The organism is Roseibium sp. RP-7, assembly GCF_053005225.1.
The window spans coordinates 2245158-2270089 of record NZ_JBRKQA010000001.1; the positions used below are offsets into that span (position 1 = coordinate 2245158).

Consider the following 24932-nt stretch of genomic DNA (forward strand, 5'->3'; position numbering starts at 1 on the left):
GCCTGTCAAATGGACCTTTGATCCTTCCGGGTCAAGCGGTTCGGTCCAGATACGGGTTATCCACTGAGATTCAAGGAAAAACGGCCCCTTACATCAAAGCGGAGATTTTGTTGCCGCGGTGTCTTTCGAGGCGCCCGGCAAGTTCGAGTTCCAGCAGCACGACATGAACCGACCTCGCATCACCATCCGCAAAGCGTATCAATTCATCCATGTCCACCGGGGTTGGACCAAGCGCCGCAAGGACGCGGTCACGCAGCTTTCCGTCCGGTTCGGAGCGGGAAAGAGGAGCAGTTTCGCTTTCTTCGCGGAACTGCCTGCCAAAGGGAAGGGTTGGTGCCAGTCGACCACCAAGACCTTCCAGCACATCGTCGGCGGTCGAGACAAGTGCCGCACCCTGCCGGATCAAGCCGTTGGCACCTTCCGAACGCGGATCCAGGGGGGAACCCGGTACGGCGAAGATGTCCCTGTTCTGCTCAAGAGCATAACGAGCGGTATGAAGAGAGCCGGAGGCCTTGGCGGCTTCGATAACGATGACCCCCAGAGACAGTCCTGAAATCAGCCGGTTGCGCCGGGGAAAATCGCGGCTGCGGGGTTTCCAGCCAAGAGGCATCTCGCTGATGACGGCGCCCCCTGTGTCGAGAACGGCAGCAAGCAACCTGTCGTGTTCCGGCGGGTAGAGCACATTGATGCCTCCCGCAAACACGGCAATGGTACCTGTTTGTAGTGAGGCTTCATGGGCGGCAGCATCGATCCCGCGGGCGAGGCCGGACACGATTGAAAAGCCTTCTGCTCCAAGCCCCTGTGCAAACCTTGTCGCAAGTTTTCTGCCCGAGAGTGAAGCGTTGCGGGCACCGACGATCGCAATCATCCGTTCCCGGGTCAGCGCGGAGGTGCCGCCCATTACGGACAGGAGCGGCGGTGGACCGTCGATATGTCGAAGATGTTGCGGATAGTCGGGTTCATGCAGGCCAATCAACCGGGCCCCGATCCGCCCATGGGCGTCCAGCTCGGCTTCAGCGTCTTCAAGCGGACAAATCCGGCTTGCCTTACCGCCGCGCCTTGCAAGATCGGGAAGCAGCTCAAGCGCTCGTTGAGCGGAGCCTGCGTGTTTCAGAAGTTCCGCGAATGTAACGGGACCGACGTTTTCCGATCGTATTAGGCGGAGCCACGCCAGACGTTCCGCCTCGGAGAGGTTGCCGGGAGTTATATTTTCAGGGACGCGGTTCACGCGCTTTCATCGCCGGACGGAGACGAAGCATTGGCCGCCGGTTTGGATTTCGAGCCGATCTTGCTTTCTTCCCCGCGCAGAAGCCGGCCAATGTTCTCGTGATGCTTGGCCCATAGCAGCACCGACAGCAAGACGAACATCTGAGCTATCTGGACCTGATGGAAAACGAGATAGAGCACGATCGGGGTCAGCAGGGTAGCCGTCAGTGCGGACAGAGACGAATAACGGAACAGAAAGGCCATACCGATCCAGATGCCTGCCGCGAGCAGGAACATTGGCCAATAAAGGCCAAGCAGAATGCCTAGGTAGGTTGCGACACCCTTGCCGCCCTTGAACTTCAGCCACACCGGGAAGAGATGCCCGAGAAACGCCCCAAGGCCGGCGATAAGAGCCATTTCCTGGCCGTAGAAGTGATTGACGATCAGAACGGCAACGGTGCCCTTCAATCCATCCCCCAGCAACGTGGCAGCTGCCAGAGATTTGCGGCCGGTGCGCAGAACGTTGGTGGTGCCAATGTTGCCCGAGCCGATTTGGCGGATGTCTCCAAGTCCGGCCATGCGCGTGAACAGCAGGCCGAAAGGAATCGAACCGAGCAGATAGCCGAAGGCGAGGGCGGCGAGATAGTAGGGCCAGGCAAAGGCCCAGCTGATCGGTTCTGGCACGCGATACTCCAATGACGTGCATAATAAATAGCCATCGCAATGTAACGGCATGGCAGCCCGGATCAAGTCCGGCAACTGAGAAAAGAGTGTCTTTGCAGGGAAATAGCGCGGGGTCTATTCCGACAGCTTGTATTTTTCCGCTTCCACCAGCAGCGATCCGAACGGAAGGGAAATACTCGCCCGGAGCGGGACGAGATACGGCTTGTCACCAACCGGTGCGAGCCAGACTTCCATGGACTTGTTTGCCGCGAGTTGCTGGATCGACTTGCGCTTCGGCCGGTGGCCGGAAATGGGTTCGTACCGGACACCGCAGACTATGACGTCGCCCTTGAACCGGCCATCAGACGTTCTGGTGGCCTTGCGGGATTTGTACTGCAGGTGAACGTCGTAACGTTCCTTGCCGTCGAAGATGCGCAATGTCCTGTTGCAGCTCTCCTTGGCAAGGCCTTGCGGGGCAGGAAGCACGGCGGCGGTCAGGGGATCGAGAACACTCTTAAGATGCTCTGCGGTTACCTTGACCCGTTCCTTCATCCGATCCTGCGGCGGCCGAACTTCGATAGCATCGATACTGCCCTTACGCATCCGCATGGTGATGGTTCCGGTCTCGTCTTCACTCTTGAGGTCAAGAGCGTAGCGGGCTGGCTCCAGGTCGAGTTTTTGTGCGGTTCCCGCGACTTCAACTGTGCCTTTGCCGTCAGACACCAGCCGTCCGAAGGCGGCGGTCTGGCCGTTGGCACTGACGGAATAGGACTTGCTGTCGACATCCAGTGACAGGACGCCGGAGCCGATAGGCAGCCCAAGGGCGTAAAGCTTGTACTTAATGTAGAGATCAGCCGCCGAAGCGCTGCCGGTAAACAGCGCGGTTATCAGAAAGGCAAGGGCGATCGGGCGCATCAGCATGTTCCGTTGGAAGTTCCGTTCGCGCCAGATTCAGGGAGAATTGTGGCGCGAACAGGATCAACGTTGGAACGGAAACAAGGGCTTGTTCAGGTGTGGCTGAAAACCGTTTTCCCACCGACAACCGTGCGCAGCACCCGCCCCGAGAACCGTGCATCCTCGAAGGGAGAATTTTTCGAACGTGACTTGATGGTACTCTTTTCCAGCACCCAGGGACGCTCGGGATCGAACACGGTCACATCCGCCGGAGCTCCCTTGGAGAGACGTCCGGTTTCCAGCCCCAGCCGGTCCGCCGGGCGGCAGGTCATCGCGCCAAGCAGGGTGACAAGGTCGACCTGCTCGGAATGATAAAGCCGCAAGGCCGCCGCCAGAAGGGTTTCAAGGCCGATGGCGCCGTCTTCTGCTTCCGCCCACGGATGACGTTTGGTTTCCACGTCCTGCGGGTCATGATTGGAGCAGATGATGTCGATTGTGCCGTCGGCAACAGCCGCGATCATCGCTTGCCGGTCGTCTTCATCGCGCAGCGGTGGCGACATCTTGAAGAACGTTCGATAGGCGCCGATGTCGTTTTCATTGTGGGTCAGGTGATTGATCGACACACCGGCGGTGATGTCCAGCCCTTTCGCCTTGCCTGCTCGAACCACGTCTGCGCTGTCGGAGGTGGAAATGAGGTTTGCGTGGTACTTGCCCTTGGACATGGCAACCAGGCGCAGGTCCCGCTCCAGCATGATGATTTCCGCTTCACGCGGCACACCGGAAAGACCTTTCCAACTGGCGTTCAGGCCTGCGTTCATGACCCCGCCGGCGAGGTCCGGGTCTTCCGTGTGGTGGATGACCAGCGCGTCGAAATCGCGGGCGTAGGTCATCATGCGACGCATGACCTGGGCATTCTTGACCGACTTGTGGCCATTGGTGAAGGCAACGGCTCCCGCTTCCTTCAGCAAGCCGATTTCGGCCATTTCCTCGCCCTTGAGGCCCTTGGTCAAGGCGGCCAGTGGCAACACGTTGACGATGGCCGTGTCACGCGCCCGGCGCAGGATGAAATCGACCAGTGCGGGATCATCAATCACCGGATCCGTGTCGGGCATGGTGCAAATTGTCGTCACGCCGCCGCTTGCGGCAGCCTGGGAGGCACTGGCGAGCGTTTCCCGGTGCTCTGCACCCGGTTCTCCGACGGAGACGCAGAAGTCGATCAGGCCCGGAGAGGCGATCGCGCCCTTGCAGTCGATGATTTCCGCACCGTAGGGAGAGCCCTGGTTGGCAGCTTCCGGCCCGGCGGCGAGAATGGTGCCGTCCGCGATGATGACGGAACCTGGAGCATCCAGGCCGCGTACCGGGTCAATCACTCTGGCGTTTGAGAGAACCAGGGGTTTGGGTGTGTCGTAGGCCACGTGTCTTGTCCCCTGGATCAATTGTTCGGCAGATTGGCGGCAAGGGCTTCAAGCACGGCCATGCGCACGGCAACGCCCATTTCCACCTGTTCGCGAATAAGGCTTTGGGCGCCATCGGCAATCGAGGCATCGATCTCGACACCGCGGTTCATCGGTCCCGGATGCATGACAAGGGCGTCTTCCTTGGCATAGGCGAGCTTTTCCGCGTCCAGTCCGAAGTAGCGGTAATATTCCCGTACAGATGGAATGAAGGCACCGTTCATGCGCTCGCGCTGCAAGCGCAGCATCATGACGATGTCGGCACCCGCCAGGCCTTCCTTCATGCTGGTAAAGACCTCGACACCCATCTTGGCGATGCCGGACGGCAGGAGAGTGGTGGGGGCAACAACACGGACGCGCGCTCCGAGCGCGTTCAAAAGAATGATATTGGATCGGGCAACGCGAGAATGGGCGATGTCACCGCAGATGGCCACGGTCAGCCGCGCGATCTTTCCCTTGTGTCGCCGGATGGTAAGGGCGTCGAGCAGGGCCTGTGTCGGGTGTTCATGCGGGCCGTCGCCTGCATTGACAACGGAGCAGCCGACCTTGCGCGCCAGAAGATGCACCGCACCGGCCGCGTGGTGGCGAACCACCAGAAGGTCGGGGTGCATGGCGTTCAGCGTTGCCGCCGTATCGATCAGCGTCTCGCCCTTTTTCACCGACGACTGGGACACTGCCATGTTCATCACGTCCGCCCCGAGCCGTTTTCCGGCCAGTTCGAAAGAACTTTGGGTGCGGGTTGAGTTCTCGAAAAAGAGGTTGATCTGGGTTCGTCCCTGCAAGACCAGCCGTCGTTTGCTGATCTGGCGGGAAACCTCTACGGCTTCCTCCGCCCGGTCCAGAAGGCCCAGAATTTCGTGGGGGTGAAGGCCCTCTATGCCCAGCAAATGACGATGGGGGTAAGGGCTGTCTCGATGGGTGTTGCTCGCGGTCATCGAGACCATTCCTATAAGGAGGAACGCCCGGTTCGACAAGTCAGGAAATCACATCATGCCCGCTGTCCACATACCTGCTAAATATTTTATCGGCTGGACAAAATATGGCTGCGTGCGCGGTGGTAAACGGCAGAGGTTTCAAAGGCAGCACGCGCAGGCGCCGCCAAAGGATTGAAACTATTGTGTTCCACTCAAAATCACGACCGAATCTCGGCGAGAATACTGTCGTAACAGTCGCAAATAGCCTGCAGGTTTCTATCCGCTTCCAGCTTGCTGTTGCACTGGTGGGGAACAACTGACAAGTTGTTGGAATTTATAGACAACTGCCAGTTTCTGCCAGGCGTTGCGCACGGCTCGGTGACTGTGCGGGTGTAAAGCAAACTGACGCGGCTACGATTTTGCGCAACTGGGCGAGCTTCTACTGCCAAAGAGCCTGATCAAGTGACCAGCAGCAGGGCGAGCGGGATCGTCAGGGTCGCTGCCAGGGTCTGAAGCGTGATGATCTCGGCCATCAGCTTTGCGTCGCCGCCCATCTGACGGGCGAGCAGGTAGGAGTTGCTGGCACAGGGCACTGAACTGGCAATGATGACCACGACCAATGCGGGGCCGGTAACGCCGAAAAGACTGGCAAATCCAAAGGCAAGCAACGGCATGAATATCGGACGCAAAAAGGTGCCGAGCGCGAGCGCCGGTCCCGGTCTGCGGAGTGAGCCGAGGTCCAGCCCGGCTCCGACGCAGATAATGCCGATGGGGAGCGCGGCCCTGGAGAAAATCTCCAGGGTGTCATCGACCACGAAAGGCAGGGAGATGCCACCCGCGTTCATGATGCCGCCTGCGCCGATCGAGAGGATGAAGGGGTTGGTGAACAGGTCTTTCAGGATCTTGGCGCCACTTGGTGACGTTCCGCTTGCGTAGTGCGACAGTACCAGGATGCTGGCGACGTTGAGCAACGGGATCATGAACACCATTGCGACCGCAAGCATGGCCAGCCCTGTTTCACCGACCACATTGTCGGCAATCGCGAGCGCGATCATGGCGTTCCAGCGCAAGGTGCCCTGGAAAATGGAGGTAAAACGCGGCGCGGCGATGCCCCAGGCACGCTCGATGGTCGTGCGTGCCAGAAGCAGAAGCAGCGCCATGGACAAGATGGAGGCGAGCAGGGCACCGCCCATGTTGAGCGTCGGAAAACTGGCGAAATCCGCTTGCGAGATCGTGCGGAACAACACCGCCGGAAACAGGACATAATAGGCAAGCCGTTCGACACCACGCCATTGCTCGCCGGTAATCAGTCCGGTGCGGGCGATCAGGTAGCCGGAGGCAATCACGAGGATGACCGGCATCAGGGCGGCAAGTGTGGTCAGCATGTGTTCGGCTTTCGCGTTCGACAGGCCTTGAAACAAGGGCCCGTACCCTGCAGCGGTGGGATCAGCCGTTATCTAAGCCCATAAAGCCGAGTCGGTCCAGAAAGCCCTGCAGGATGTAGGCAGCGGCCATCTTGTCGACCACGTCGGCCCGTTTCGCACGGCTCGTATCGGCTTCCAGCAGGGTGCGCGTCACGGCCGCCGTCGACAGCCGCTCGTCCCAATAGGTGATCGGCAGGTCCGTTTTCTGCGAGAGGTTTCTCACAAAGGCGCGCGTCGCCTGGACACGGGGTCCTTCGGAACCATCCATGTTGAGCGGCAGACCGAGCACCATGCCGCCGACGCCCTGCTTGGCGCAGATAGCCAGGAGTTGTTCCGCATCCAGGGTGAACTTCTTGCGCCGGATCGTTTCCATGGGAGAGGCGATGCCACGTCCGAGATCTGAAAGCGCCAGACCAATGGTCTTGGTGCCAAGATCCAGGCCGATCAGCCGGGTGCGGTCGGGCACGGCGGCCATGAAATCTTCCAGGGAAAGTGCGGGGTCATTTGCCATTCGGCGGCTTTACCAGCGAGCCATGGAAAACGCCAGTTCGATTTTCACTCAGAACCCGATGGCAACACGAAGTTGCCCTTCCCAAACGTCCAGCCCGTTCTGTCCCAGGCTGAGATAGCCTCCCTTTGCATCAAGCGTAACGTTCTCCGCAATCAGGGCAGTCGCCCCACCGCGCAACGTAAAGCTCCAGGCCGATGCTGTGACAAAGTTCAATTCATCATCGAGGATCTTGCCGTCGTTCGGTCGCAAATATTCGTAGACCGCGCCTGCTTCCACATAGGGCTGGATCAGAAGACCGTCCTGCAAGGTGAATTGACGGCTGAATTCGGTCGTAAGTTCAATTGTACCCAGAGAGGCTGCATTGCCCGAGATGGGAACGCTTATGGCCCGGTTGAGTATCGTCCCGTTCAGATCGTAACCATCGGAAAAAACGCGGTTGAAGGTTACGGTCGCCTTGGGGCGTACCTGGATCTCGCTTAGCGAATACTGACCGTGAACACTGAAAGTCGCGCCGAGTTCATGGGTATTGTATTCGCCGCTCAATACCGAGATATCCGACTGGCTGTTTGAAAAGCCATAGCTCAGCGAGCCATCAACGGCCCAGTGCTGTGAAATTCGTGCGGCAACATAGGGGCCGATTTCAAAGCCCTGGGTGTCGATTGTCAGGTTGGAATTGAAGCCGTCGGTGTCGATGGTTTCAAAGGTTACGGAAATACCGCCGACGATATCTTCGGTAAGCTTGCGGTCGGCACCAAAGGCCGCGGTTCCGCTGAGTGTCTGAAAGTCCCTGCCGAAACGCCTGTCGTCGCTGTAGACGCCGGTTACCGTGCTCCAGGCATTCCAGAGTGTCGGTTCAATCAGATCCCGGCCAGGTGTGATTGGAACTTCATCCTGTGCCTGCAGACGTCCGGCGGCCAGCAGTTGTTCCCGGGTGCAGAATGTCTGTGCATTGTCAGTCTTTGTCTCTTCGGCTGATCGTGGATCGACGCAAAAACTGATGACCTGACCATCAGCGCGCCTGACCGGCACAAAGCCGGCCGGAAGGCTCGGTTGATTTGGATTGCGGCTGCCGGGCGGCAGGGTTCCGATTGGTGGCGTGACCGTGCCTGGCCCTCCAGGAGAGCCGGGTAGGCCACCGGATGGAGGAAGCGTGCCGATGGGAGGTGTTACCCCTCCAGGTGCCCCTGGCAAAACGCCCGAAGGCCGCACAATGCCGATTGGCGGTGTGGCTGTTCCGGGACGTCCAGGTGAAAGTCCGGCCGGTGGCAGTGTCCCTATTGGCGGAGTAACGCCGCTAGATGGTGGCGAAATCGGACCTGGCAGTCCGGGCATTACTCCGCTGGGAGGAAGGACCGCGATCGGCGGGACAGGCCGTCCAAAATCCGGAAACAGCCTGCCTATTGGAGGCTTTACCAGGCTTGGCGGCTTGATGTTGTCGGGCAGCTGGAAATCGCGTTTCTGGTTCTGCGTATCGATAAGACAATCGGAACCGCCGTCGACACTGTAAAGCTTGTGCGTGCCACCGTTTCCGTTCGAAACGACCGGAGAAGTTGATAAATGCAGGCCGGTGCTGGAGCGGGACCAGGTGTCGACAGTCTGGTTACCCTGAGCGGCGTCCAGTCGGTAACCTCCTGCGACCGTTCCCGAAATCCAGATCGAACGGCTATCGGATTTGTTGGTTCCCAGAAAAAGCAGGCCGCCATCATTTTTGCAATTGGCGGCAAGGGCGGATGTCGAAAGGCTGCTGAAGAGCAGAGCTGCCGGGCAGATGACGTCCAGCCAGGCACGTTTCGAACGCAAACGCATCGGCATTGCTCCAAAGTCTCTCGAATCCCCAACGTCATCTTGCGTTGAAGTAGAAGGAGAAACCAGCTCTGGTTGTTGAAATAATCAAGGCGTTGCCATAATTGCACAGATGCACTGTCAAAAATATCGATAACAAGACCGTGCCCTGCAAGGCAGATTGAACGCATTCAACTTGTTGCGGACCGGCTGCCGCTGATAGGGTCCTGAAAACCTGTCGTCGAATTAGGAGACCGCGATGAAACTGACCTGGTATGGCCATTCCGCCTTCAAGATCGAGATTGAAGGAGCATCCATCCTGTTCGATCCGTTCTTTAGCGGAAATCCGTCTTTTCCCGAGAACCTGTCAGTCGATCAGGCGTCAGATGGCGTAACGCATGTCATCCTGACCCATGGTCACAACGATCATATCGGTGACGCTGTCGACATCCTGAAAAAAACCGGCGCGCAGCTGACGTCCAATTTTGAAATCTGCATGTGGGCCAACCGGCAGGGGATCGAGAATATCAGTCCCATGAATTCCGGCGGCAAGGTGAACGTTGGACCGTTCAGCGTCGCGCTGACGCGCGCCGATCACTCGTCGTCCTTCCAGGCTGGCGGTGAGGCCGTCTATCTGGGCAATCCACATGGTGTCATCATCGAAGCCCCTGGAGAAAAGACGCTCTATCATCTGGGAGATACCGACATCTTCTCCGACATGGCTCTGATCGACGAGATCTACCAGCCGAAAATCGGGCTTGTTCCCATCGGAGACCGCTTCACGATGGGTGGCAAGACGGCAGCGCTCGCCTGCACCCGTTTCTTCAACTTCGATACGATCATTCCCTGCCATTACGGCTCGTTCCCGATCATCGACCAGACGGCGGATACGTTCCTTCAGGCAATGGGCGGCGATCGCGACAAGGTGGCAAAGCCAAAACCCGGTGAACCGATTGACGTCTGACGGGGGCTGCCGAGGGAAGCAATCTTTGCTTGTCTCACTTGGATGTAGAGGTTTAGTCTTTTTCCGAGAAATTTAAGAAGTAGGGGTGGTTTTCTTGTTTTGTGACGCTGGGACCTTTGGTTCCAGCGTCCAGCGGAGGATAATATGCCGACTGTAAAAGACGTTACCTTCGATCTGCTTCGCAAGCTCGGCTTGACAACTATCGTCGGCAATCCCGGGTCCACTGAAGAAACCTTTCTGAAGAATTTTCCGGACGACTTCCGCTACGTGCTTTCATTGCAGGAAGCCAGCGTCGTCGGTATCGCTGACGGCCTGGCGCAGGGACTGCGCAAACCTGTCATTGTGAATGTCCATACAGGAGCAGGCCTCGGTAACGCGATGGGCTGCATCCTGACCGCCTACCAGAACAAGACACCACTCATTCTGACCGCCGGACAGCAGACCCGAGACATGCTGCTGCTCGAGCCGCTTCTTACCAACATCAATGCGACGCTTTTGCCCCAGCCATGGGTGAAGTGGAGTTATGAACCGGCAAGGGCCCAGGACGTGCCGGCCGCTTTCATGCGCGCCTACGCAGCAGCCGTCCAGCAGCCGAGCGGCCCGGTGTTTCTATCGCTCCCGCTGGACGACTGGGACAAGGAAATGGAGGGACCCGCAGAAGTCCGCTCCGTGTCTCTGCGCTCGGCCGCCGACCCTGCCAGAATCAAGGATTTCGCTGAGCGTATCAACGCAGCAAAAACTCCGGTTCTGGTCTACGGCTCGGACATTGCCCGGTCTGAAGCCTGGGACGAAGGGATCGCTTTCGCAGAAGCGCTGTCTGCCCCGGTTCTGACGGCGCCTTTTGCGGAGCGCACGCCATTTCCCGAAAGTCATCGGCTCCACGCCGGCACATTGCCTTCGGCCATCGGCCCCATCTGCAAGCGGCTCGAGGGGCACGATCTGGTCATCACCGTCGGCGCACCGGTCTTCCGCTACTATCCATATGTCGCGGGAGACTACCTTCCGGCAGGAACAAAGCTGCTGCAAGTTACCGACGATCCGGACATGGCGGCCAAGGCCCCGGTTGGCGACAGCCTGGTCTCGGACAGCAGGCTTTTTCTTCAGGCAATCCTGCCTCAGCTGGATCGACGAGAGGAAAAGCCCAATCCCTACAAAAAGGATCCGGTACCGGTACCTGACTACTCGGCCCTGCCACTGACGCCGGATGCAGTCTACAGCTTGATCAGGGAGGCTGCGCCGTCAGATTTCGTGTTGGTAGAGGAATCTCCATCCAACGTCATCGAGTTGGAGCGGCAAATTCCGATCGACAAGCCGGACACGTTCTACACTTTTGCTTCCGGAGGTCTCGGCTGGGATATGCCGGCTGCTGTCGGTCTCGCGATTGCAGAGGAAACGAGCGGACGCAACAGACCCGTAATTGCCGTGATCGGCGACGGCTCTTTCCAGTATTCGGTGCAGAGCATCTACACCGGCGTGCAGGAGGAGGCGCATGTGGTCTTCGTTGCCATGCGCAACAGTCAATATGCGATCCTGAAGGAGTTCGCGATCCTGGAGGAAACGCCGAACGTTCCGGGATTGGATCTGCCAGGGCTTGATATCGAGGCACTGGGACGAGGATACGGTGCGAAGACCGCGAAGGTGAAGACCGCCGACGAATTCAAGGCCGCTCTTTCCTCAGCTTTGGCCTACAGGGGAACGACCGTGGTCGAGGTGGAGATATCGCCCAAGCTTAGATCGTTACTTGGATAAACGTTCAAAGCAGCACTCATCGTGCAATGCCATTTTTACCGGCGTGCGAGGGGATTTCGCCTCACGTGAAGTCAAGAACTCCAAGCCGTAGGCTAGGTCAGGCGATGCGCTGAAGCTTTAGGAGAGGCGATTTGGCTGACCGGCAGCTGACTTGCCACCAGCCAACACGTTGCTGAAGCCATCAGGCTGCATCCAGACGGGCGAGGAAGTCGTCCAGAGATTTCCTGAGATTGGTCGATTGATCCTGAACGGAGGAAGAAGACCCTCGGAGCTGGTCGGAGGATTGAACAAGCGCCTGAATGGCTTCCTGCATCTGCATCATGTTGCGGGAAACGACGCTGGTATCCGAAGACGTTTCCTGCGCGTTTGCGGCAATTTCGGTTGTTGCCGAGCCCTGCTGTGACACCGCGGCGGAAATCGTTGTCGTATGAGTGTCGACTTCTGTCATGGTCGTTGAAATTTGTTCGATTGCGAGCACAGCCTCTCTGGTTTCCGATTGAATGGCTGCAATCTGCCCGCCGATTTCCTCGGTCGCCTTTGAGGTTTGGGTCGCCAGCTCTTTCACTTCCGCCGCGACCACCGCAAATCCCTTGCCTGCTTCACCGGCCCGCGCCGCTTCGATGGTTGCGTTCAGTGCAAGCAGGTTCGTCTGCTCGGCGATAGCCTGGATAAGAACGACAACTTCGCCAATCTTGTCGGCTGCGTCGGCCAGGTTAGAAATCTTCTCGTTGGTCAAGCTGGCCTGGCCGGTGGCCGAGGCAACCACGGACGCGGTCGCTTCCACCTGTCTGCTGATGTCCGCAATGGAGGCGGTAAGCTCTTCTGCGGCGGCGGCAACCGTATCGACCTTGCCGGATGCATTGTCCGCGGCGTGAGTGGTCGATTGCACGATTGAGCCGGAGTCCTCGGCGGCCTTGGTGGACATATCAACGGCGACCTGCAGACCCTCTGTGGCATTGTCGAGTGCCGCGAGGACCGCTTCGGTGCTGGCACGGAAATCTTCTGCAAGCCTGTGCATCAGCTTCTTGCGGTCTGCTGCCTGGACCTCGCGCTGCCGGTCGACTTCTTCTGCCAACTGGCGTTGTTCAACCAGAGAGCCCTGGAAGACGTCCAGCGTGTCGCGGAGCTGGCCCAGCTCATCTGCTGCCCGCCAGGTCGGTCGCTCGATTTCAAGCTGGCCGGATGCCAGCAGGTTGGCATTTTCGGAAAGCTGCCGTGCGCGGTGACCGATAGTGCGGCTGAAATAGAACCAGGCTGTTGCCGCAAATAGCGCAAGCACCAGCGTGCCGCCGACCTGAAGTGCATTGGACGTTTCTGCGGCTGAGCGCAGGGATGACAACCCATTATCCATTTCCTGGTGAATGAGCGTTTCGGCGTCATCCGCCAGGGCGATGAAACGTTCGAAGGTTTCGTCAAAGGCAACATCGGCTCCCGAGCCGGCTTTCTCGGTTGAAAGCATGGCCTGGTGTCGAACGTTCGCAAGGTCGATCAGTTCGCCGATCTGGGCGAGAACGTCCTTGCTCTTCTGAAGGTCCGGATGGGCCTCAAGCGCTTTCCGGGCGTTTTCGAAACTGCCCAGAGCTTCTGCGAATTCCTCACCGGCATCACCGCCCAGGATTTCCGCGACCAGCAAATGTCCATGCGCAAGATTGAACCTTGCTTCACCTGCCAGGGCTTGCGCCTTCGCATCATTTGTCAGCGGTGCGGAGATTGCAGCGATCTTCTGTTCCAGATCGTCGTAGATCGCATCGAACTTCTCGTCAGCTGAACTGCCGACACCCTGATCGCCTGCGAGGGAAGCGTATCGGCCTTGAGCGGAGGCAACAAACTCGTCGACTGCGGCCAGAACTTCCTTGATCTTTTCGCGGACTTCCGGGGAGCGGGAAGGGTAGAAGGTTCCTTCTTCGTTGCTCGCGCCGTTTAATATGGCGTTCGCGTAAAACCGTGTTTCGTCGAGGAGATTCCAGACTTCGTCGATGCTCTCGCCGTCGTCACCGGACATGATTTCCTCAAAAAGCAAATGCGCATGCGTCGCGGTGAGCTTGATCTCCATCGCGGCATCTCCAAGCGGCGCCAATTCTGCTCCCAGGTGTTCCCCTTCGCTCGCGACACTTTTCATGAGACTGTAGGAGAAGAACCCCATGGACAGGGAAACCAGAACCAGGGCACCAAATACCAGCGCCAGCTTGCGGGAAATTCCGAATCTCATGAGAGCCTCAACATGTCTGAAGTGAGTTCTCTGATGGTATGGGGCTTGGATTAAATAAGTATTTCGCCAGATGGTAGGAGAAAAGAACATTGATAGTTTTAAGTATATGCTTCAGAGAGCAGTAAAAATATTTGGTGTGTTTGTCGCTGGGGTATGACGATGCTTCTGTACACCCGAATGGCTGAATGCGCTTTGGTGTGTGATAAGTTGTTCAAGTCATTGTGAGAATATTGTTGTGCCTTCAATCGTCAGGCACAATGCAAGCACATTTTGATGGTAGCCAAGCCGTCGTTTTGGCCCAGCCACCCAAGCAAGTGAATAACCGGGGACTTATCATGAAGCTGTCCAGCTTTGCTTTCATTGCGGTACTGAGCGGCGCCCTTTGTGCGACGCCAGTCTTGTCGGCAGACAAGTCGATCACGCCTGACGGCAAGCCCGCGCCGTCCAAGCCGCATGCCAAGCCGGGGTCCAAAGCCGCGCAGGACGAAGAAGCTGCCGCCAAAACGCCTTATGCAACGGTACGGGACGTGTTTTCCGGAGATACGACGGTTGCCGGCGAAAAGGTCGCCTTTCCGCAATCGAACCCTTCGATAAAAGCCATCGAGATTACCATGGAGCCGGGCGAGGAGACACAGTGGCACCAGCATCACGCGCCGCTCTTTGCCTACATTCTGGAAGGCGAGATTACCGTCACTTACGAGGAACTTGGCAAGAAGGTCTACCGTGCCGGCGACGGTCTTCTGGAAGCAATGGATGTCACCCACAAAGGGCAGAATACCGGTGAAGGGCCTGCCAAGATCCTGGCTGTTTTCCTGCTCGGGGATGACGGTGTGGCAACGGTCGCCGAGGACAAGCCGGGTGCAAACAAGAACAAGGTCGAATAGCGGCGAGAAATCTCGCTTTGTTGTCCTATACACCCATTGATTGAATGGACTCTTTTCGATTTCCGATACATTCGGGAATACGAACTTTCTGTAAAATATCGAAAATCGCTTGTCAGATCCAAAAGCTGACCTAAGGTAAGTGAAGACGGTCTGCCGGATGATGCAAAACGCGTCTGCAATCTGGGGGCGCAGTCTAAGCAACCATTCAGGTGGGAGTTTTCATGAGCTATTTTCGCACGTTGCCGCGTTTGTGCGCGGTGGTTCTCGGACTCGCGGCAGCTTTTGCCGTAACATCCCAGACAAGTCTGGCGCAGGAAGCGCAGAAGCCGAATATTCTCGCAATTTGGGGGGATGACATCGGCACATGGAACATCAGTCACAACAACCGTGGCATGATGGGCTACCGCACGCCCAACATTGACCGGATTGCGCAGGAAGGCGTTGCCTTTACCGACTATTATGCCCAGCAAAGCTGTACGGCCGGCCGTGCCGCCTTCATCGGCGGCAATGTGCCAGTTCGGACAGGCATGACAAAGGTAGGGCTGCCGGGTGCCGAACAGGGCTGGCAGGAAACCGACGTCACCATGGCAACTATCCTGAAGTCGCAAGGGTACAAGACCGGCCAGTTCGGCAAGAACCACCAGGGAGACCTGGACGAACACCTGCCGACAAACCACGGTTTCGATGAGTTCTTCGGCAATCTCTACCATCTGAACGCCGAAGAAGAGCCGGAAAACCGGGACTACCCGGGTGACATGGTTCTGGCGAACGGCAAGACTTTCCGCGAACAGTTCGGTCCGCGTGGTGTTCTCCATACCTGGGCCAATGCAGACGGAACGCAGAAGATCGAGGACACCGGTCCTCTTACGAAGAAGCGCATGGAAACCGTCGATGAGGAATCGCTTGCGGAAGCCAAGCGTTTTATTCGTGAAGCGGTGGAAGAGGACGTACCTTTCTTCGTCTGGTGGAACGGAACCCGCATGCATTTCCGCACACATGTGAAGGAAGAGCATACGGGGATTGCCGGTCCGAGCGGAGATACCTACCACGACGGCATGGTCGAGCATGACATGCATGTCGGCGAACTGCTGGACCTGTTGGACGAACTCGGCATCACCGACAATACGGTGGTGATGTATTCGACCGACAACGGCCCGCATTTCAACACCTGGCCGGATGCCGGTACGACGCCGTTCCGCAGTGAAAAGAACTCCAATTGGGAAGGTGCTTACCGTGTACCCGCCTTCATTCGTTGGCCTGGTGTCTTTCAGGAAAACGTGACGCTGAACGGTATCGTTGCCCACGAAGACTGGCTGCCGACCTTCGCTGCGATTGCAGGGGCGACGGATATCAAGGAACAGCTTCTTGAAGGTGTTGAACTCGGTGGCCGGACTTACCGCAACTACATCGATGGTTACGACCTCAACGCCTATCTGAAAGGCGAGACGGATGCCTCGCCGCGTCATGAATTCTGGTACGTAAATGACGATGGTCAGGTGGTTGCTGCCCGGTACGACGACTGGAAGGTCGTTTTCCTGGAAAACCGTGGTCAGGCCTTCGGCGTCTGGCAGGAGCCCTTCACCGAACTGCGTGTTCCGGCGATCTTCAACCTGCGCCGGGATCCTTTCGAAAAGGCGCAGCACAACGCCAACATCTACTTTGATTGGTTGCTTGACCGTGCGTTTGTGATCGTTCCGATCCAGGCACTGGCCTCAAGGTTCCTGCAAACCATGCAGGACTATCCGCCGAGCCAGACACCTGGATCCTTCAATCTGACGGCGATTGAGGAAAAGCTGAAAGCCGGCATGAGCGGCAGCAACTGAGTCAAGCTTGTCACGACAATAAAAAGCCCGGAGCTTCGCAAGGCTCCGGGCTTTTTTCGCATTTGCCAATGTGTCGTCCAGAACCGCAGCAATTAGCGGTCTTCTGATTTTGGACCTCAGAGACGGTTCAACAGTTCAGGTGTCGGCCAGGCATCGGCCGGCATGCCAAGCTTCTGCTGCACCTGTTGCACGGCATTTCGGGTGCCGGAACCGAGGATGCCGTCGATTTTGCCGACGTCATAACCCATGCTGGATAGCTTCGACTGAAGTTGCTTCATCTGGGCGTCGTCCAGGCCAAGGTCAGGGTTGCCTTCCGTGTAGACCGGTGCGCCGGCGAGCCTTGTCGCGAAATAGGCGGCAGTGGTCGTGTAGACGAACGACTGGTTCCATTCCAGATAGATGTTGTAATTCGGATAGGCGAGGAATGCCGGCCCCTTGCGGCCCTGAGGCAGGAGCAGCGAAGCGGGCAGGTTGCCGGAAATCTGACCCCAGCGCGGCTGCACGCCTAGAGCAGCCCACTGGGCACCGGTCTTGGTCTTGTCGAGACCGCTTTCGGCCCAGTTGAGGTTCTGCGGTACCTTGACCTCCTGCAGCCAGGGTTCGCCGCGGCGCCAGCCCAGATGCTGGATGAAGGCACCGGCAGTCAGAATGGCATCGGCGGCACTTTCCTTCAGCTTCACGTGCCCGTCACCATCGCCGTCGCGGCCGAACTTGATGATGTCTTCCGGCAGCATCTGAACCATACCGATCTCACCTGCCCAGGCGCCGGTTGTGCTGCGCGGATCAAGATCACCGTGCTGGACCATCTCGATGGCAGCGATCAGTTGCGGCCGGAACAGTTCCGGGCGGCGGCAATCATGAGCGAGCGTGGCCAGTGCGTTGACGGTGTTGAAATCGCCCTGAACCGCGCCGAAATCCGTTTCAAGCGCCCAGAAAGCGGTAATGACAGGTGCCGGAACGCCATATTCGGATTCGGTACGCTGGAACACGCTCGCGTATTTCTTCATGTTCGCGGCACCGTTTTTCATCCGGTAGCCGGAGATGACCCGCTTGGAAAAGTCCAGGAAGGTCATCTTGAAGACACCCTGCGCCCGATCGCGCGACAGCACCTTGCGATCGACCTGCGCGCCCGCCAGGGTCTGGTCTGCCGCATTCGCGGAAAGGCCCTTGGCAATCGCTTCCTGTTTCACGCCTGCAAGGAACTGCCGGAAGTCGCCGCCACACTGCTGCGCCTGAGCAGGCGCGGTGGCGAGCCAGAAACCGGCGAGGGCGGTGGCAGCGATTTTCGGGGAGAAGCGGAGTGTCATGAAAAATCCTGTCGTTGGGCGCAAAGGCAGGCCGGAGCCTTTAAAAATCGGCCATAGTTGACTGTGCTTCGCCTGTAACGTCAACCCGTTGGCAGGGCGAGCTGCGCTCTTCCACCAAGTCTTTGGCAGCAAGCTGCGGTGCTAACGGCAATTGCCGAAATCAGAGCCGACCATGATGCCGCCGTTCGGGGATCTTTTCAGCGGCGCGTTGACGCTGGCTGAAGAACGACAGTCGGAGGAAGACGTTCCGACGCTGGGGGACTGGTAATAGGGGGCGTTTACCCCGGACGTCTGCTGCTGGCACATCTGGTAGGCCATGTCGTAAAGAGCCTGCCAACCGCCGGGCATTGAGCCCATGTTGTCCAGGACGCCAAGCGCTGCACCGGCGCGGGCGCCACGATAAGCGCCCGAAGCCCCGCGCCATTCGCCGCCAACAACCGCTCCGGCCATGCCGCCGGAAACAGCATCTCCGACGACATCACCGCTGCCCATGCGGGCGTTGGCATAGTCAGTCGCATAGACTGTGCAATCGGTTCCATCCGCCTGAGCTTGCGTGATTGCGGCCGGGAAAATGAAGAGAAGGGAAGCGCTGAGGCTGAGGGCTGCGCGGTTCGCCATGGTCCGTCTCCTGTCTGCAGTGCCAGACTTGCACCGCGAAAGCGCAACAATCCAAATGCCGAGACCGGCCGGAAGAATGTTGCGACATATCGAGAGCAATCGACACAGGCGCTGCTGATTGCGCCCGTCGATGCAGCTGTCCCCGCGGTCCGCAGGGCAAAACTAAATCGACGGGATATTACGCTTCGACACTTAACAAGGCTCTACCTGGCAAACGCAGGTTTTACTCATGGCTGCTGCTGGGGTTCCAGGAAACTTTCACCTACGTAGCCGGTCTTGCCGTCATACTGAACGCCGCACCACCAGTTGCCGCACGTGTTGAAACGAACCTCGGCTCCAGCCGGGATGACGGCCAGAACCGTCGCATCCTTGTTCTGCGCTTCACGCAGGTTCACGGATGACTTGATTTTTGCCGAAAGCGGAAAGTCCGACGCGGCGGCGCTGGTTTCCGGAGTAGAGGCGGATGCGGTGTCGGTGTCAGGTGCCGTGACAGCCGGAATGTCAGCTCCCAGCGGCGATGCATCCGATACCGGATTTTCGTCGGTCTCCTGCACTGCTGCAGCAGCGCTGGCAACGAGGGTGTTGGTGGTACCGCGTGCCGATTGGCTATTGGTTCTGACGGGGGCGGGCTGAGCTGGAGCAAGTCGCGACTGGATCTTGTCGTCGGCAACCTTGTTGGTGTCATGACCCAGCGGGTTGGAATGGTCTTCAGGTGCAGTGGACGCTATCGACCTTGAGGCGAATACCTCGCGGATACGGTCCTTGGCCGACTTTACCTGCTCTGCGCTCGCGGTCGGTGTTGCGGTCAGATCCGTCCTGCCCTGGTATTCGGGATCTGCGCCGGCAATCAGGCTCTCGATCGTCGGTTCGGTATTGATCTGCTGGGTCTGGACCGTGCGGCTGTCTGCCTCTTTGCCGGCCAGCAGGTCGCTCAGGCTCAAATAGATTGCTCCTGCGCCGACGCCGACAATCACAAGTGTACTGACCAGCAGTGTTCTGAAGCTCGGACCATGCCGGAAATTGGCTGCCGCTTTGGAAACGGCTGCAGGTGCGGGGACTTGTTCAGGCTGAAGACCGATATTCCGGGAGCCTCGTACCGGAGTGCGCAACACGCCTGGCATATCGAAGCCGGTTTCGTCCGTTGCACCTGTCAGTGTCGGGCGGCGGGAGGCTGTCGGCTTCAGTTCGTCGGCGGTTGCATGCATCTGAAGGATCTTGGCGGCAAGTGTGCTGGCGTCAGAACCTGTGTCTGCCGCCACTGTGTGAACTTCGGTTTCGCTAACAGGGACTTCATCGTCCTTGGACGGATCGTTGGGAACGACGAGCTTCAGCTCGTTCTTTTGAGGTGCATTGTCCGGATCGTGGCCTTCGGGGAAGTCGCAAGTGTTGGCTGGCGCGGTGACGGAATACATGTGGCCCTCCTGGTTTTGCGGTTCGGGCACGCTCGGAGCGGTTGCCATATCTGGGTACCGAAGCATTAATCTTCGTTAATGCGTCGGCACGCAGGCCGGATTGCGGCGGCAGTAGGGAATTTTGCATGAAATGTGACGGGTCTGTGGTCTTGCGGGGCCAAATGGATGTGCGTTTGCAAAAGCCTAACCTGTCTCTGACAAACTGCGCGCAAACGGCCTGCCGGTAGAATGAACGGCAGGCATTTCGCCCGGGCAGGGCGAAAGGCGAAGCCAGAAACGACAGGCAAAAAGATCATGACGCGCTGGATCTCTCACCTCATCTCTCGAACGGTCGGATTGGCGGCGGGCGTTGCTGCTGGAATGGCGCTCACGTGCCACTCGGCGGCCGCGCAGGATGTGCAGGAATTGAAGATCGGTCTGTTGGCGACACTGTCCGGCCCGGCGGCCGTCTACGGTGAACACATGCGCGACGGTTTCATGCTGGCCGTCGAGCAATCCAATGGCGCGCTTGGTGGCTTGCCCACCAATGTAATCGTGGTCGATGACAAGCTGGATCCGGACAATGCGCTGGAGCAGGCAACGAAACTGATCGAGGAAAATGGCGTCGATCTCATCGTCGGAGTCAATTTCTCCAAGGTGATGCTTGCCGTGCACGATCCTATCGTGCGGTCGAAGACCTTGTTTATCGGAACGCATTCCGGGCCAGCGCCGATCGCCGGGCGCAATTGCAGCCGTTATTTCTTCTCCACCGCGTCACAGGACGATCAGGTCCACGAGACGATGGGGCGTTACGCCAGCCTAAAAGGATACCAGGACGTCGTCACGATCGCTCCTGACTATGAAGCTGCCCGGGATGCCGTTGCCGCGTTCCGTCGCCATTTCAAGGGACAGATCGCCCGCGAACTGTTCCCGAAACTGGGTCAGACCGATTTCTCGGATGAATTCAAGCAGATCGAGGAAATCGAACCTGATGCGATTTTCACCTTCATGCCGGGCGGCATGGGTGTGGAACTGGTGAAACAGTTCCACACTTCCGGGCTGAAGGGTATTGTACCGTTCCTCTCGTCCGACACGGTCAATGCCGTCACGCTACCCTATACGGCGGAGATGGCTGAGGGACTTTACAGCGCATCTCATTGGGCGCCAAACCTTGATAATCCGGCCAACAAGAGGTTCGTGCGGGAGTTCAGCAAGGCCTACAAGTACGAACCCTCGGTCTACGCTGCCCAAGGCTATGATGCTGCCAAGCTGATCCATTTTGCCCTGGAACTGACCGGGGGCATCAAGGACCAGGAAGCGTTGATCTCGGCTATCAGTGCGGCTCCCTTTGAAAGCGTTCGAGGCGACTTCCGCTTCAATTCCAACCAGTTTCCCATTCAGGATTTCTATATTGTGGAAGGGGTCCGGCGCACCAGCAAGCTCTATGAGATGGAAGCCGTTGCCCGGGTCTTCGACGATGTCGGCGATGCCTATGCCGGTTCGTGCCGTATGTAATTTTATCCTGCACAGACCAGGCATCGGGATGATCTGAAACGATCGGTCCAGAAATCAGACTTGCTCCTCTTGCATTCTGGACTGCGTAGTCCATATCAGAGGCATGAGAAACGCAGAGGTCCATATTTCCGGCTCGGAAAAACGCACGGCAGGTCCGGGCAGGCCGCGCAGCTTCGATGAAGCGGCGGCGCTTGAGGCGGCCATGCATGTCTTCTGGCAGAAGGGCTTCGAAGCGACGTCTCTGGACGATCTCACCAAGGCAATGGGGCTTAGCCGTTCCAGTTTCTACGCCACTTTCGGCTGCAAGCAGACGCTGTTTCTGCGAGCGCTGGAGCATTATTCGAAAAACGGAATCCGTGGCCTGAAGGAAGTTGCCGAAACCGCTGAAGATGACGCGGTGGACGCGATGATGCAGGCTTTGTCCGATCCGAAAGGGGGGCCAAGGGGCTGCCTTCTGGTCAATTGCATCACCGAACTTGCGCCCCATGACGACAAGGTTGCCGAGATTGGCCGTCGTCACCTGGAAAATATCGAAGACCTCTTTGCCAGGGCGATCGACCCGGACAACCCGGATGCTGTCCGGGATAGGGCGAGCGCCTATTCATCGCTTGCCATTGGAACCCTGGCGCTGCGCAAGGCTGGAGTTCCGGCAGAGCGGATTGCCAGAACCCTGAAGCAGGCAAGGACCGTCCTGATGCCATAATCGCCCGGGCGGTGTGGAAGCGTTCATGAAGAACCACGGAGTTGTGCGCATAATATTGGACTGTTTAGTCCAGAAATAGTGAAGCAGACAAACTTCAAAAGGAAAGAAGAACATGTCAGAAGCAAAACTGTTTTCGCCCGCAAAGGCAGGGGCAATCGAACTGAAGAACCGTATCGTGATGGCACCGTTGACCCGCAACCGGGCTCGGCACGAAGACGATGCACCGCATGATCTGACAGTGAAATATTACGATCAGCGTGCCGGAGCGGGATTGATCATCACCGAGGCCTCGCAGATCTCGCCGCAGGGCAAGGGATATGCATGGACGCCTGGCATCTATTCAGATGCGCAAGTGGCGGGCTGGAAGAAGGTCACCGATGCGGTTCATGCAAAAGGTGGCAAGATTGTCATTCAGCTCTGGCATGTCGGCCGTATCTCGCATCCGGTTCTCCAACCGGGTGGCGCAGATCCGGTGGCTCCTTCTGCAATTGCTGCCAAATCCAAGACGTTTGACGGGACGCAATTCGTCGATACGCCGACACCGCGTGCGCTGGACGCCAGCGAGATCCCGGGCATTGTCGAGGACTATAGAAAAGCCGCCGAAAACGCGAAGAAAGCTGGCTTCGACGGTGTCGAGGTGCATGCTGCCAACGGTTATCTGATCGACCAGTTCCTGCGCGATGGCTCCAACAAGCGTGACGATGCCTACGGCGGATCCATCGAGAACCGGACCCGCTTCCTGAAGGAAGTCATGGATGCCGTTGTTGGTGTGCTGGGTGGTGACCGGGTCGGCATCAGGCTGAGCCCGTTCTCCAGCGCCAACGACATTGCCGACAGCAATCCGCAAGCGACCTTCTCGCACGCGATCAAATTGCTCAACGGCTATGGTCTTGCCTACCTGCATCTGGTTGAAGGCCAGACCGGTGGTCCGCGCGATATCCCGAATGGTGGCGATTTGTCAGCTCTCTACGCACTCTTCGACGGCGCCCATATGGGCAACAACGGTTACGACCGTGCTTCCGCAATCGAGGCAGTGGAAACAGGCGCAGTCGATCTGGTCGCGTTCGGCCGTCCGTTCATTTCCAATCCGGATCTGGTCGAGAGGCTGGAGAAGAATGCTCCGTTGAACGCGCTGGATACCGATACGCTCTATGGCGGCAGCGAAAAAGGCTACACGGATTATCCCACCTTGGCAGAAGCGTCTGTCGCGGCGGAGTAATCCAGAAGGTTTCGGGCCGCCCGACATCCACCCCCTCCGGGGCGGTCTGAAGGATAGCCGGTGCAGGGTTTCGACCCGCACCGGCTTTCTTTTTATGCGTGCAAAGGGGGATTTGCCCTGCTGGCAAGCAGGTGAGCGGCACACCAGCAGCCAAGTCCCAACTCCACTGCGGTCGCGGCGACAAGTGGTGCAGGGGGCATGCCGTCGAGGGCCAGGCTGACAAGCCGGCCTGTGCCATAGCCAAGCAGCAAGGCGGCGGACACCAGCAATCCGATTGTCTCCCACGAACGATAGAAAAGACCCATCGAAGCGGCGAAACACGCCAGCAAGATGAGAACGCCGGGTGAGCGAACTTCGCTCATCATCGCCGCGGAAGGATTGAGGGTTATTCCGTTTGAAGAAAACAGTAGCTCCGGCGCAAAGACGATGAGGGAGCCGATCACCAGAAAGGTCAGGGCGGACAGGGCGAGGGCGGCTTTTTTGCTCAGGGTGTTCATTGGCTGTCTCCGGTTCGTTTGAACTGGAATCCAGGATCTGATACGTGCGTCAGATGATCTATGATATAAAGAATAAGAAAACTTGCAGATCGTCCAGATTTCTGGGCGGGTGACCAGCGTTCAAGTGGGAGTTCCTGATGTCCTTGCCGAGCCCGGTCTTGCAAGCCGACCAATCCTCGCCCTCGCTGGATTTTGCCCCGCTTGGCGATGTGTTGCATCTTCTAAGGCTCACGGGAACCTTCTACTGCAATCCCGAACTGTCAGCTCCCTGGGCGATTGATGTTCCGGACATGGGTGGGCAGATGGTTCTTCTGGTGGTGACCGAGGGGAGTTGTTTGCTGCAGACGGAGCACTGCGAGACGATTTCCTTGACCGCCGGGCAGCTTGTGCTGTTGCCGCATGGCAAACCGGTTGTCATGAAAAGTGATGCCGAAGCTGTCGCAACGCCTCTGTTCGACATTCCTGCCATCCGACACAGTCCGTCATACGAAACCATGATTTTTGGTGGGGGCGGGGCCGTCACCCGGATGACCTGTGGTGTGTTGAAGCTCGACCACGCGGCTGCCGAACGACTGCAGCAGCTGTTGCCCCCGGTCATACGATTGGACACCTTCGCTCAGCACGCCGGCCCATGGATCTACAGCACGTTGAATTACCTGGCAGAAGAGGCGCGCAATCCGCAGCCTGGCGGAGAAACGGTGCTGACACGCCTGACGGATATTCTCGTTGTACAGGCGATCCGGGCGTGGCTGCAGAGCAACGAGGCGCTTGAAACAGGTTGGCTTGCAGCCTTGCGCGATCCGAAGATCGGGCGGGCCCTGCAGGCCTTTCACCGGGCTCCGCAGGAAGGCTGGACCATTGCCAGATTGGCGGAAAGGGCTGGTATGTCACGTTCCGCATTTGCCGCGCGCTTCAAGCAACTGACCGGGGAAGGTGCCATGCAGTATGTCCTGCATTGGCGCATGCAATTGGCACGAATGGATCTGAGGGAAGGAAAGCGTACACTGGCGGAGATTGCCATCGGGCTCGGCTACGAGTCCGAAGCAGCATTTGCAAGGGCCTTCAAACGAATTGTCGGGACGTCGCCGGGGGCGTATCGAAGGCAATAAACCGGAGTGATTTCAGCATCGGCCACGGCTGTGACTGGTAACCGTACCGGAGCGTACTCTTTTTTCCCATTCCGGCCTTTCGTTCGGCAAAAAAAC

Annotated in this window: 21 protein-coding genes; 8 read left to right on the forward strand and 13 right to left on the reverse strand. The window is 58.2% G+C overall.

Annotated elements, in window-relative coordinates; translation table 11 throughout:
* Positions 1-88: 88 nt before the first annotated feature.
* The 8 genes from dprA to ACVDG9_RS10260 all read right to left on the reverse strand — a co-directional run bounded on the left by dprA (position 89) and on the right by ACVDG9_RS10260 (position 8872).
* A complete protein-coding gene (dprA, locus tag ACVDG9_RS10225; RefSeq protein WP_447237891.1) occupies positions 89-1228 on the reverse strand; it encodes a DNA-processing protein DprA in 1140 nt (379 codons plus the stop codon).
* Positions 1225-1890 (reverse strand): glycerol-3-phosphate 1-O-acyltransferase PlsY, encoded by a 666-nt coding sequence (plsY, locus tag ACVDG9_RS10230; RefSeq protein ID WP_447237892.1) that lies wholly within the window; start codon positions 1888-1890, stop codon positions 1225-1227. The genes dprA and plsY overlap by 4 nt, the downstream gene beginning before the upstream one ends.
* Positions 1891-2004: 114 nt before the next feature.
* Positions 2005-2784: a DUF3108 domain-containing protein gene (locus ACVDG9_RS10235; protein WP_189640077.1), complete on the reverse strand. Its 780-nt coding sequence runs from the start codon at positions 2782-2784 to the stop codon at positions 2005-2007.
* A gap of 92 nt (positions 2785-2876) precedes the next feature.
* On the reverse strand, positions 2877-4178 hold the full coding sequence (locus tag ACVDG9_RS10240; protein ID WP_447237893.1) for a dihydroorotase: 1302 nt from the start codon (positions 4176-4178) through the stop codon (positions 2877-2879).
* A 17-nt stretch (positions 4179-4195) separates the two neighbouring features.
* Positions 4196-5152: an aspartate carbamoyltransferase catalytic subunit gene (locus ACVDG9_RS10245; protein WP_447237894.1), complete on the reverse strand. Its 957-nt coding sequence runs from the start codon at positions 5150-5152 to the stop codon at positions 4196-4198.
* Positions 5153-5589: 437 nt separating this feature from the next.
* On the reverse strand, positions 5590-6516 hold the full coding sequence (locus ACVDG9_RS10250; RefSeq protein WP_023004058.1) for an AEC family transporter: 927 nt from the start codon (positions 6514-6516) through the stop codon (positions 5590-5592).
* 61 nt (positions 6517-6577) lie between these two features.
* On the reverse strand, positions 6578-7066 hold the full coding sequence (ruvX, locus tag ACVDG9_RS10255) for a Holliday junction resolvase RuvX (RefSeq protein ID WP_023004059.1): 489 nt from the start codon (positions 7064-7066) through the stop codon (positions 6578-6580).
* A 48-nt stretch (positions 7067-7114) separates the two neighbouring features.
* Positions 7115-8872 carry an autotransporter outer membrane beta-barrel domain-containing protein gene (locus tag ACVDG9_RS10260; RefSeq protein WP_447237895.1) on the reverse strand — a complete coding sequence of 586 codons (1758 nt, stop codon included), beginning with the start codon at positions 8870-8872 and terminating at the stop codon, positions 7115-7117.
* 235 nt (positions 8873-9107) lie between these two features.
* Here ACVDG9_RS10260 and ACVDG9_RS10265 point away from each other — a divergent pair, with 235 nt between their 5' ends.
* A complete protein-coding gene (locus ACVDG9_RS10265; RefSeq protein WP_447237896.1) occupies positions 9108-9812 on the forward strand; it encodes a metal-dependent hydrolase in 705 nt (234 codons plus the stop codon).
* Positions 9813-9956: 144 nt separating this feature from the next.
* Positions 9957-11561: a benzoylformate decarboxylase gene (gene mdlC / locus ACVDG9_RS10270; protein WP_447237897.1), complete on the forward strand. Its 1605-nt coding sequence runs from the start codon at positions 9957-9959 to the stop codon at positions 11559-11561.
* Between the two features lie 181 nt (positions 11562-11742).
* Here the strand turns inward: mdlC and ACVDG9_RS10275 are convergent, their stop codons facing one another.
* A complete protein-coding gene (locus ACVDG9_RS10275) occupies positions 11743-13770 on the reverse strand; it encodes a methyl-accepting chemotaxis protein (RefSeq protein WP_228865979.1) in 2028 nt (675 codons plus the stop codon).
* Positions 13771-14105: 335 nt separating this feature from the next.
* Here ACVDG9_RS10275 and ACVDG9_RS10280 point away from each other — a divergent pair, with 335 nt between their 5' ends.
* Both ACVDG9_RS10280 and ACVDG9_RS10285 read left to right on the forward strand, forming a co-directional pair.
* Positions 14106-14654 (forward strand): cupin domain-containing protein, encoded by a 549-nt coding sequence (locus tag ACVDG9_RS10280; RefSeq protein WP_062489002.1) that lies wholly within the window; start codon positions 14106-14108, stop codon positions 14652-14654.
* Between the two features lie 221 nt (positions 14655-14875).
* The gene (locus ACVDG9_RS10285) at positions 14876-16477 is read left to right on the forward strand and encodes an arylsulfatase (RefSeq protein ID WP_447237898.1); all 1602 of its coding nucleotides are present in this window, start codon (positions 14876-14878) and stop codon (positions 16475-16477) included.
* Positions 16478-16593: 116 nt separating this feature from the next.
* Here ACVDG9_RS10285 and ACVDG9_RS10290 read toward each other — a convergent pair whose 3' ends face one another.
* The 3 genes from ACVDG9_RS10290 to ACVDG9_RS10300 all read right to left on the reverse strand — a co-directional run bounded on the left by ACVDG9_RS10290 (position 16594) and on the right by ACVDG9_RS10300 (position 19814).
* Positions 16594-17784, reverse strand: a complete 1191-nt coding sequence (locus ACVDG9_RS10290; protein ID WP_077290062.1) for a lytic murein transglycosylase — start codon at positions 17782-17784, stop codon at positions 16594-16596.
* Between the two features lie 141 nt (positions 17785-17925).
* On the reverse strand, positions 17926-18402 hold the full coding sequence (locus tag ACVDG9_RS10295) for a hypothetical protein (RefSeq protein WP_447237899.1): 477 nt from the start codon (positions 18400-18402) through the stop codon (positions 17926-17928).
* Between the two features lie 227 nt (positions 18403-18629).
* A complete protein-coding gene (locus ACVDG9_RS10300) occupies positions 18630-19814 on the reverse strand; it encodes an SH3 domain-containing protein (RefSeq protein ID WP_296602966.1) in 1185 nt (394 codons plus the stop codon).
* Between the two features lie 294 nt (positions 19815-20108).
* Here ACVDG9_RS10300 and ACVDG9_RS10305 point away from each other — a divergent pair, with 294 nt between their 5' ends.
* The 3 genes from ACVDG9_RS10305 (at position 20109) to ACVDG9_RS10315 (ending at position 23230) form a co-directional block, all read left to right on the forward strand.
* Entirely contained in the window at positions 20109-21308 is a 1200-nt protein-coding gene (locus ACVDG9_RS10305) for an ABC transporter substrate-binding protein (RefSeq protein WP_055653752.1), read from the forward strand.
* A gap of 103 nt (positions 21309-21411) precedes the next feature.
* Positions 21412-22011, forward strand: coding sequence for a TetR/AcrR family transcriptional regulator (locus tag ACVDG9_RS10310; RefSeq protein WP_023004070.1), 600 nt, complete (start codon positions 21412-21414; stop codon positions 22009-22011).
* 112 nt (positions 22012-22123) lie between these two features.
* Positions 22124-23230: an alkene reductase gene (locus tag ACVDG9_RS10315; RefSeq protein ID WP_228868590.1), complete on the forward strand. Its 1107-nt coding sequence runs from the start codon at positions 22124-22126 to the stop codon at positions 23228-23230.
* Between the two features lie 92 nt (positions 23231-23322).
* Here ACVDG9_RS10315 and ACVDG9_RS10320 read toward each other — a convergent pair whose 3' ends face one another.
* Positions 23323-23727, reverse strand: a complete 405-nt coding sequence (locus tag ACVDG9_RS10320) for a DUF4345 domain-containing protein (protein WP_447237900.1) — start codon at positions 23725-23727, stop codon at positions 23323-23325.
* A 137-nt stretch (positions 23728-23864) separates the two neighbouring features.
* Here ACVDG9_RS10320 and ACVDG9_RS10325 point away from each other — a divergent pair, with 137 nt between their 5' ends.
* A complete protein-coding gene (locus ACVDG9_RS10325; RefSeq protein ID WP_447237902.1) occupies positions 23865-24836 on the forward strand; it encodes an AraC family transcriptional regulator in 972 nt (323 codons plus the stop codon).
* Positions 24837-24932 lie beyond the last annotated feature (96 nt).

What these genes read in the sequence shown, in the direction of transcription:
- ACVDG9_RS10235 (WP_189640077.1), bottom strand. Translation starts at nt 2,784, where the DNA reads ATGCGCCCGATCGCCCTTGCCTTTCTGATAACCGCGCTGTTTACCGGC.
- ACVDG9_RS10245 (WP_447237894.1), bottom strand. Translation starts at nt 5,152, where the DNA reads ATGACCGCGAGCAACACCCATCGAGACAGCCCTTACCCCCATCGTCAT.
- ACVDG9_RS10250 (WP_023004058.1), bottom strand. Translation starts at nt 6,516, where the DNA reads ATGCTGACCACACTTGCCGCCCTGATGCCGGTCATCCTCGTGATTGCC.
- ruvX (WP_023004059.1), bottom strand. Translation starts at nt 7,066, where the DNA reads ATGGCAAATGACCCCGCACTTTCCCTGGAAGATTTCATGGCCGCCGTG.
- ACVDG9_RS10260 (WP_447237895.1), bottom strand. Translation starts at nt 8,872, where the DNA reads ATGCGTTTGCGTTCGAAACGTGCCTGGCTGGACGTCATCTGCCCGGCA.
- ACVDG9_RS10265 (WP_447237896.1), top strand. Translation starts at nt 9,108, where the DNA reads ATGAAACTGACCTGGTATGGCCATTCCGCCTTCAAGATCGAGATTGAA.
- mdlC (WP_447237897.1), top strand. Translation starts at nt 9,957, where the DNA reads ATGCCGACTGTAAAAGACGTTACCTTCGATCTGCTTCGCAAGCTCGGC.
- ACVDG9_RS10275 (WP_228865979.1), bottom strand. Translation starts at nt 13,770, where the DNA reads ATGAGATTCGGAATTTCCCGCAAGCTGGCGCTGGTATTTGGTGCCCTG.
- ACVDG9_RS10280 (WP_062489002.1), top strand. Translation starts at nt 14,106, where the DNA reads ATGAAGCTGTCCAGCTTTGCTTTCATTGCGGTACTGAGCGGCGCCCTT.
- ACVDG9_RS10285 (WP_447237898.1), top strand. Translation starts at nt 14,876, where the DNA reads ATGAGCTATTTTCGCACGTTGCCGCGTTTGTGCGCGGTGGTTCTCGGA.
- ACVDG9_RS10290 (WP_077290062.1), bottom strand. Translation starts at nt 17,784, where the DNA reads ATGACACTCCGCTTCTCCCCGAAAATCGCTGCCACCGCCCTCGCCGGT.
- ACVDG9_RS10295 (WP_447237899.1), bottom strand. Translation starts at nt 18,402, where the DNA reads ATGGCGAACCGCGCAGCCCTCAGCCTCAGCGCTTCCCTTCTCTTCATT.
- ACVDG9_RS10300 (WP_296602966.1), bottom strand. Translation starts at nt 19,814, where the DNA reads ATGTATTCCGTCACCGCGCCAGCCAACACTTGCGACTTCCCCGAAGGC.
- ACVDG9_RS10305 (WP_055653752.1), top strand. Translation starts at nt 20,109, where the DNA reads ATGACGCGCTGGATCTCTCACCTCATCTCTCGAACGGTCGGATTGGCG.
- ACVDG9_RS10310 (WP_023004070.1), top strand. Translation starts at nt 21,412, where the DNA reads ATGAGAAACGCAGAGGTCCATATTTCCGGCTCGGAAAAACGCACGGCA.
- ACVDG9_RS10315 (WP_228868590.1), top strand. Translation starts at nt 22,124, where the DNA reads ATGTCAGAAGCAAAACTGTTTTCGCCCGCAAAGGCAGGGGCAATCGAA.
- ACVDG9_RS10320 (WP_447237900.1), bottom strand. Translation starts at nt 23,727, where the DNA reads ATGAACACCCTGAGCAAAAAAGCCGCCCTCGCCCTGTCCGCCCTGACC.
- ACVDG9_RS10325 (WP_447237902.1), top strand. Translation starts at nt 23,865, where the DNA reads ATGTCCTTGCCGAGCCCGGTCTTGCAAGCCGACCAATCCTCGCCCTCG.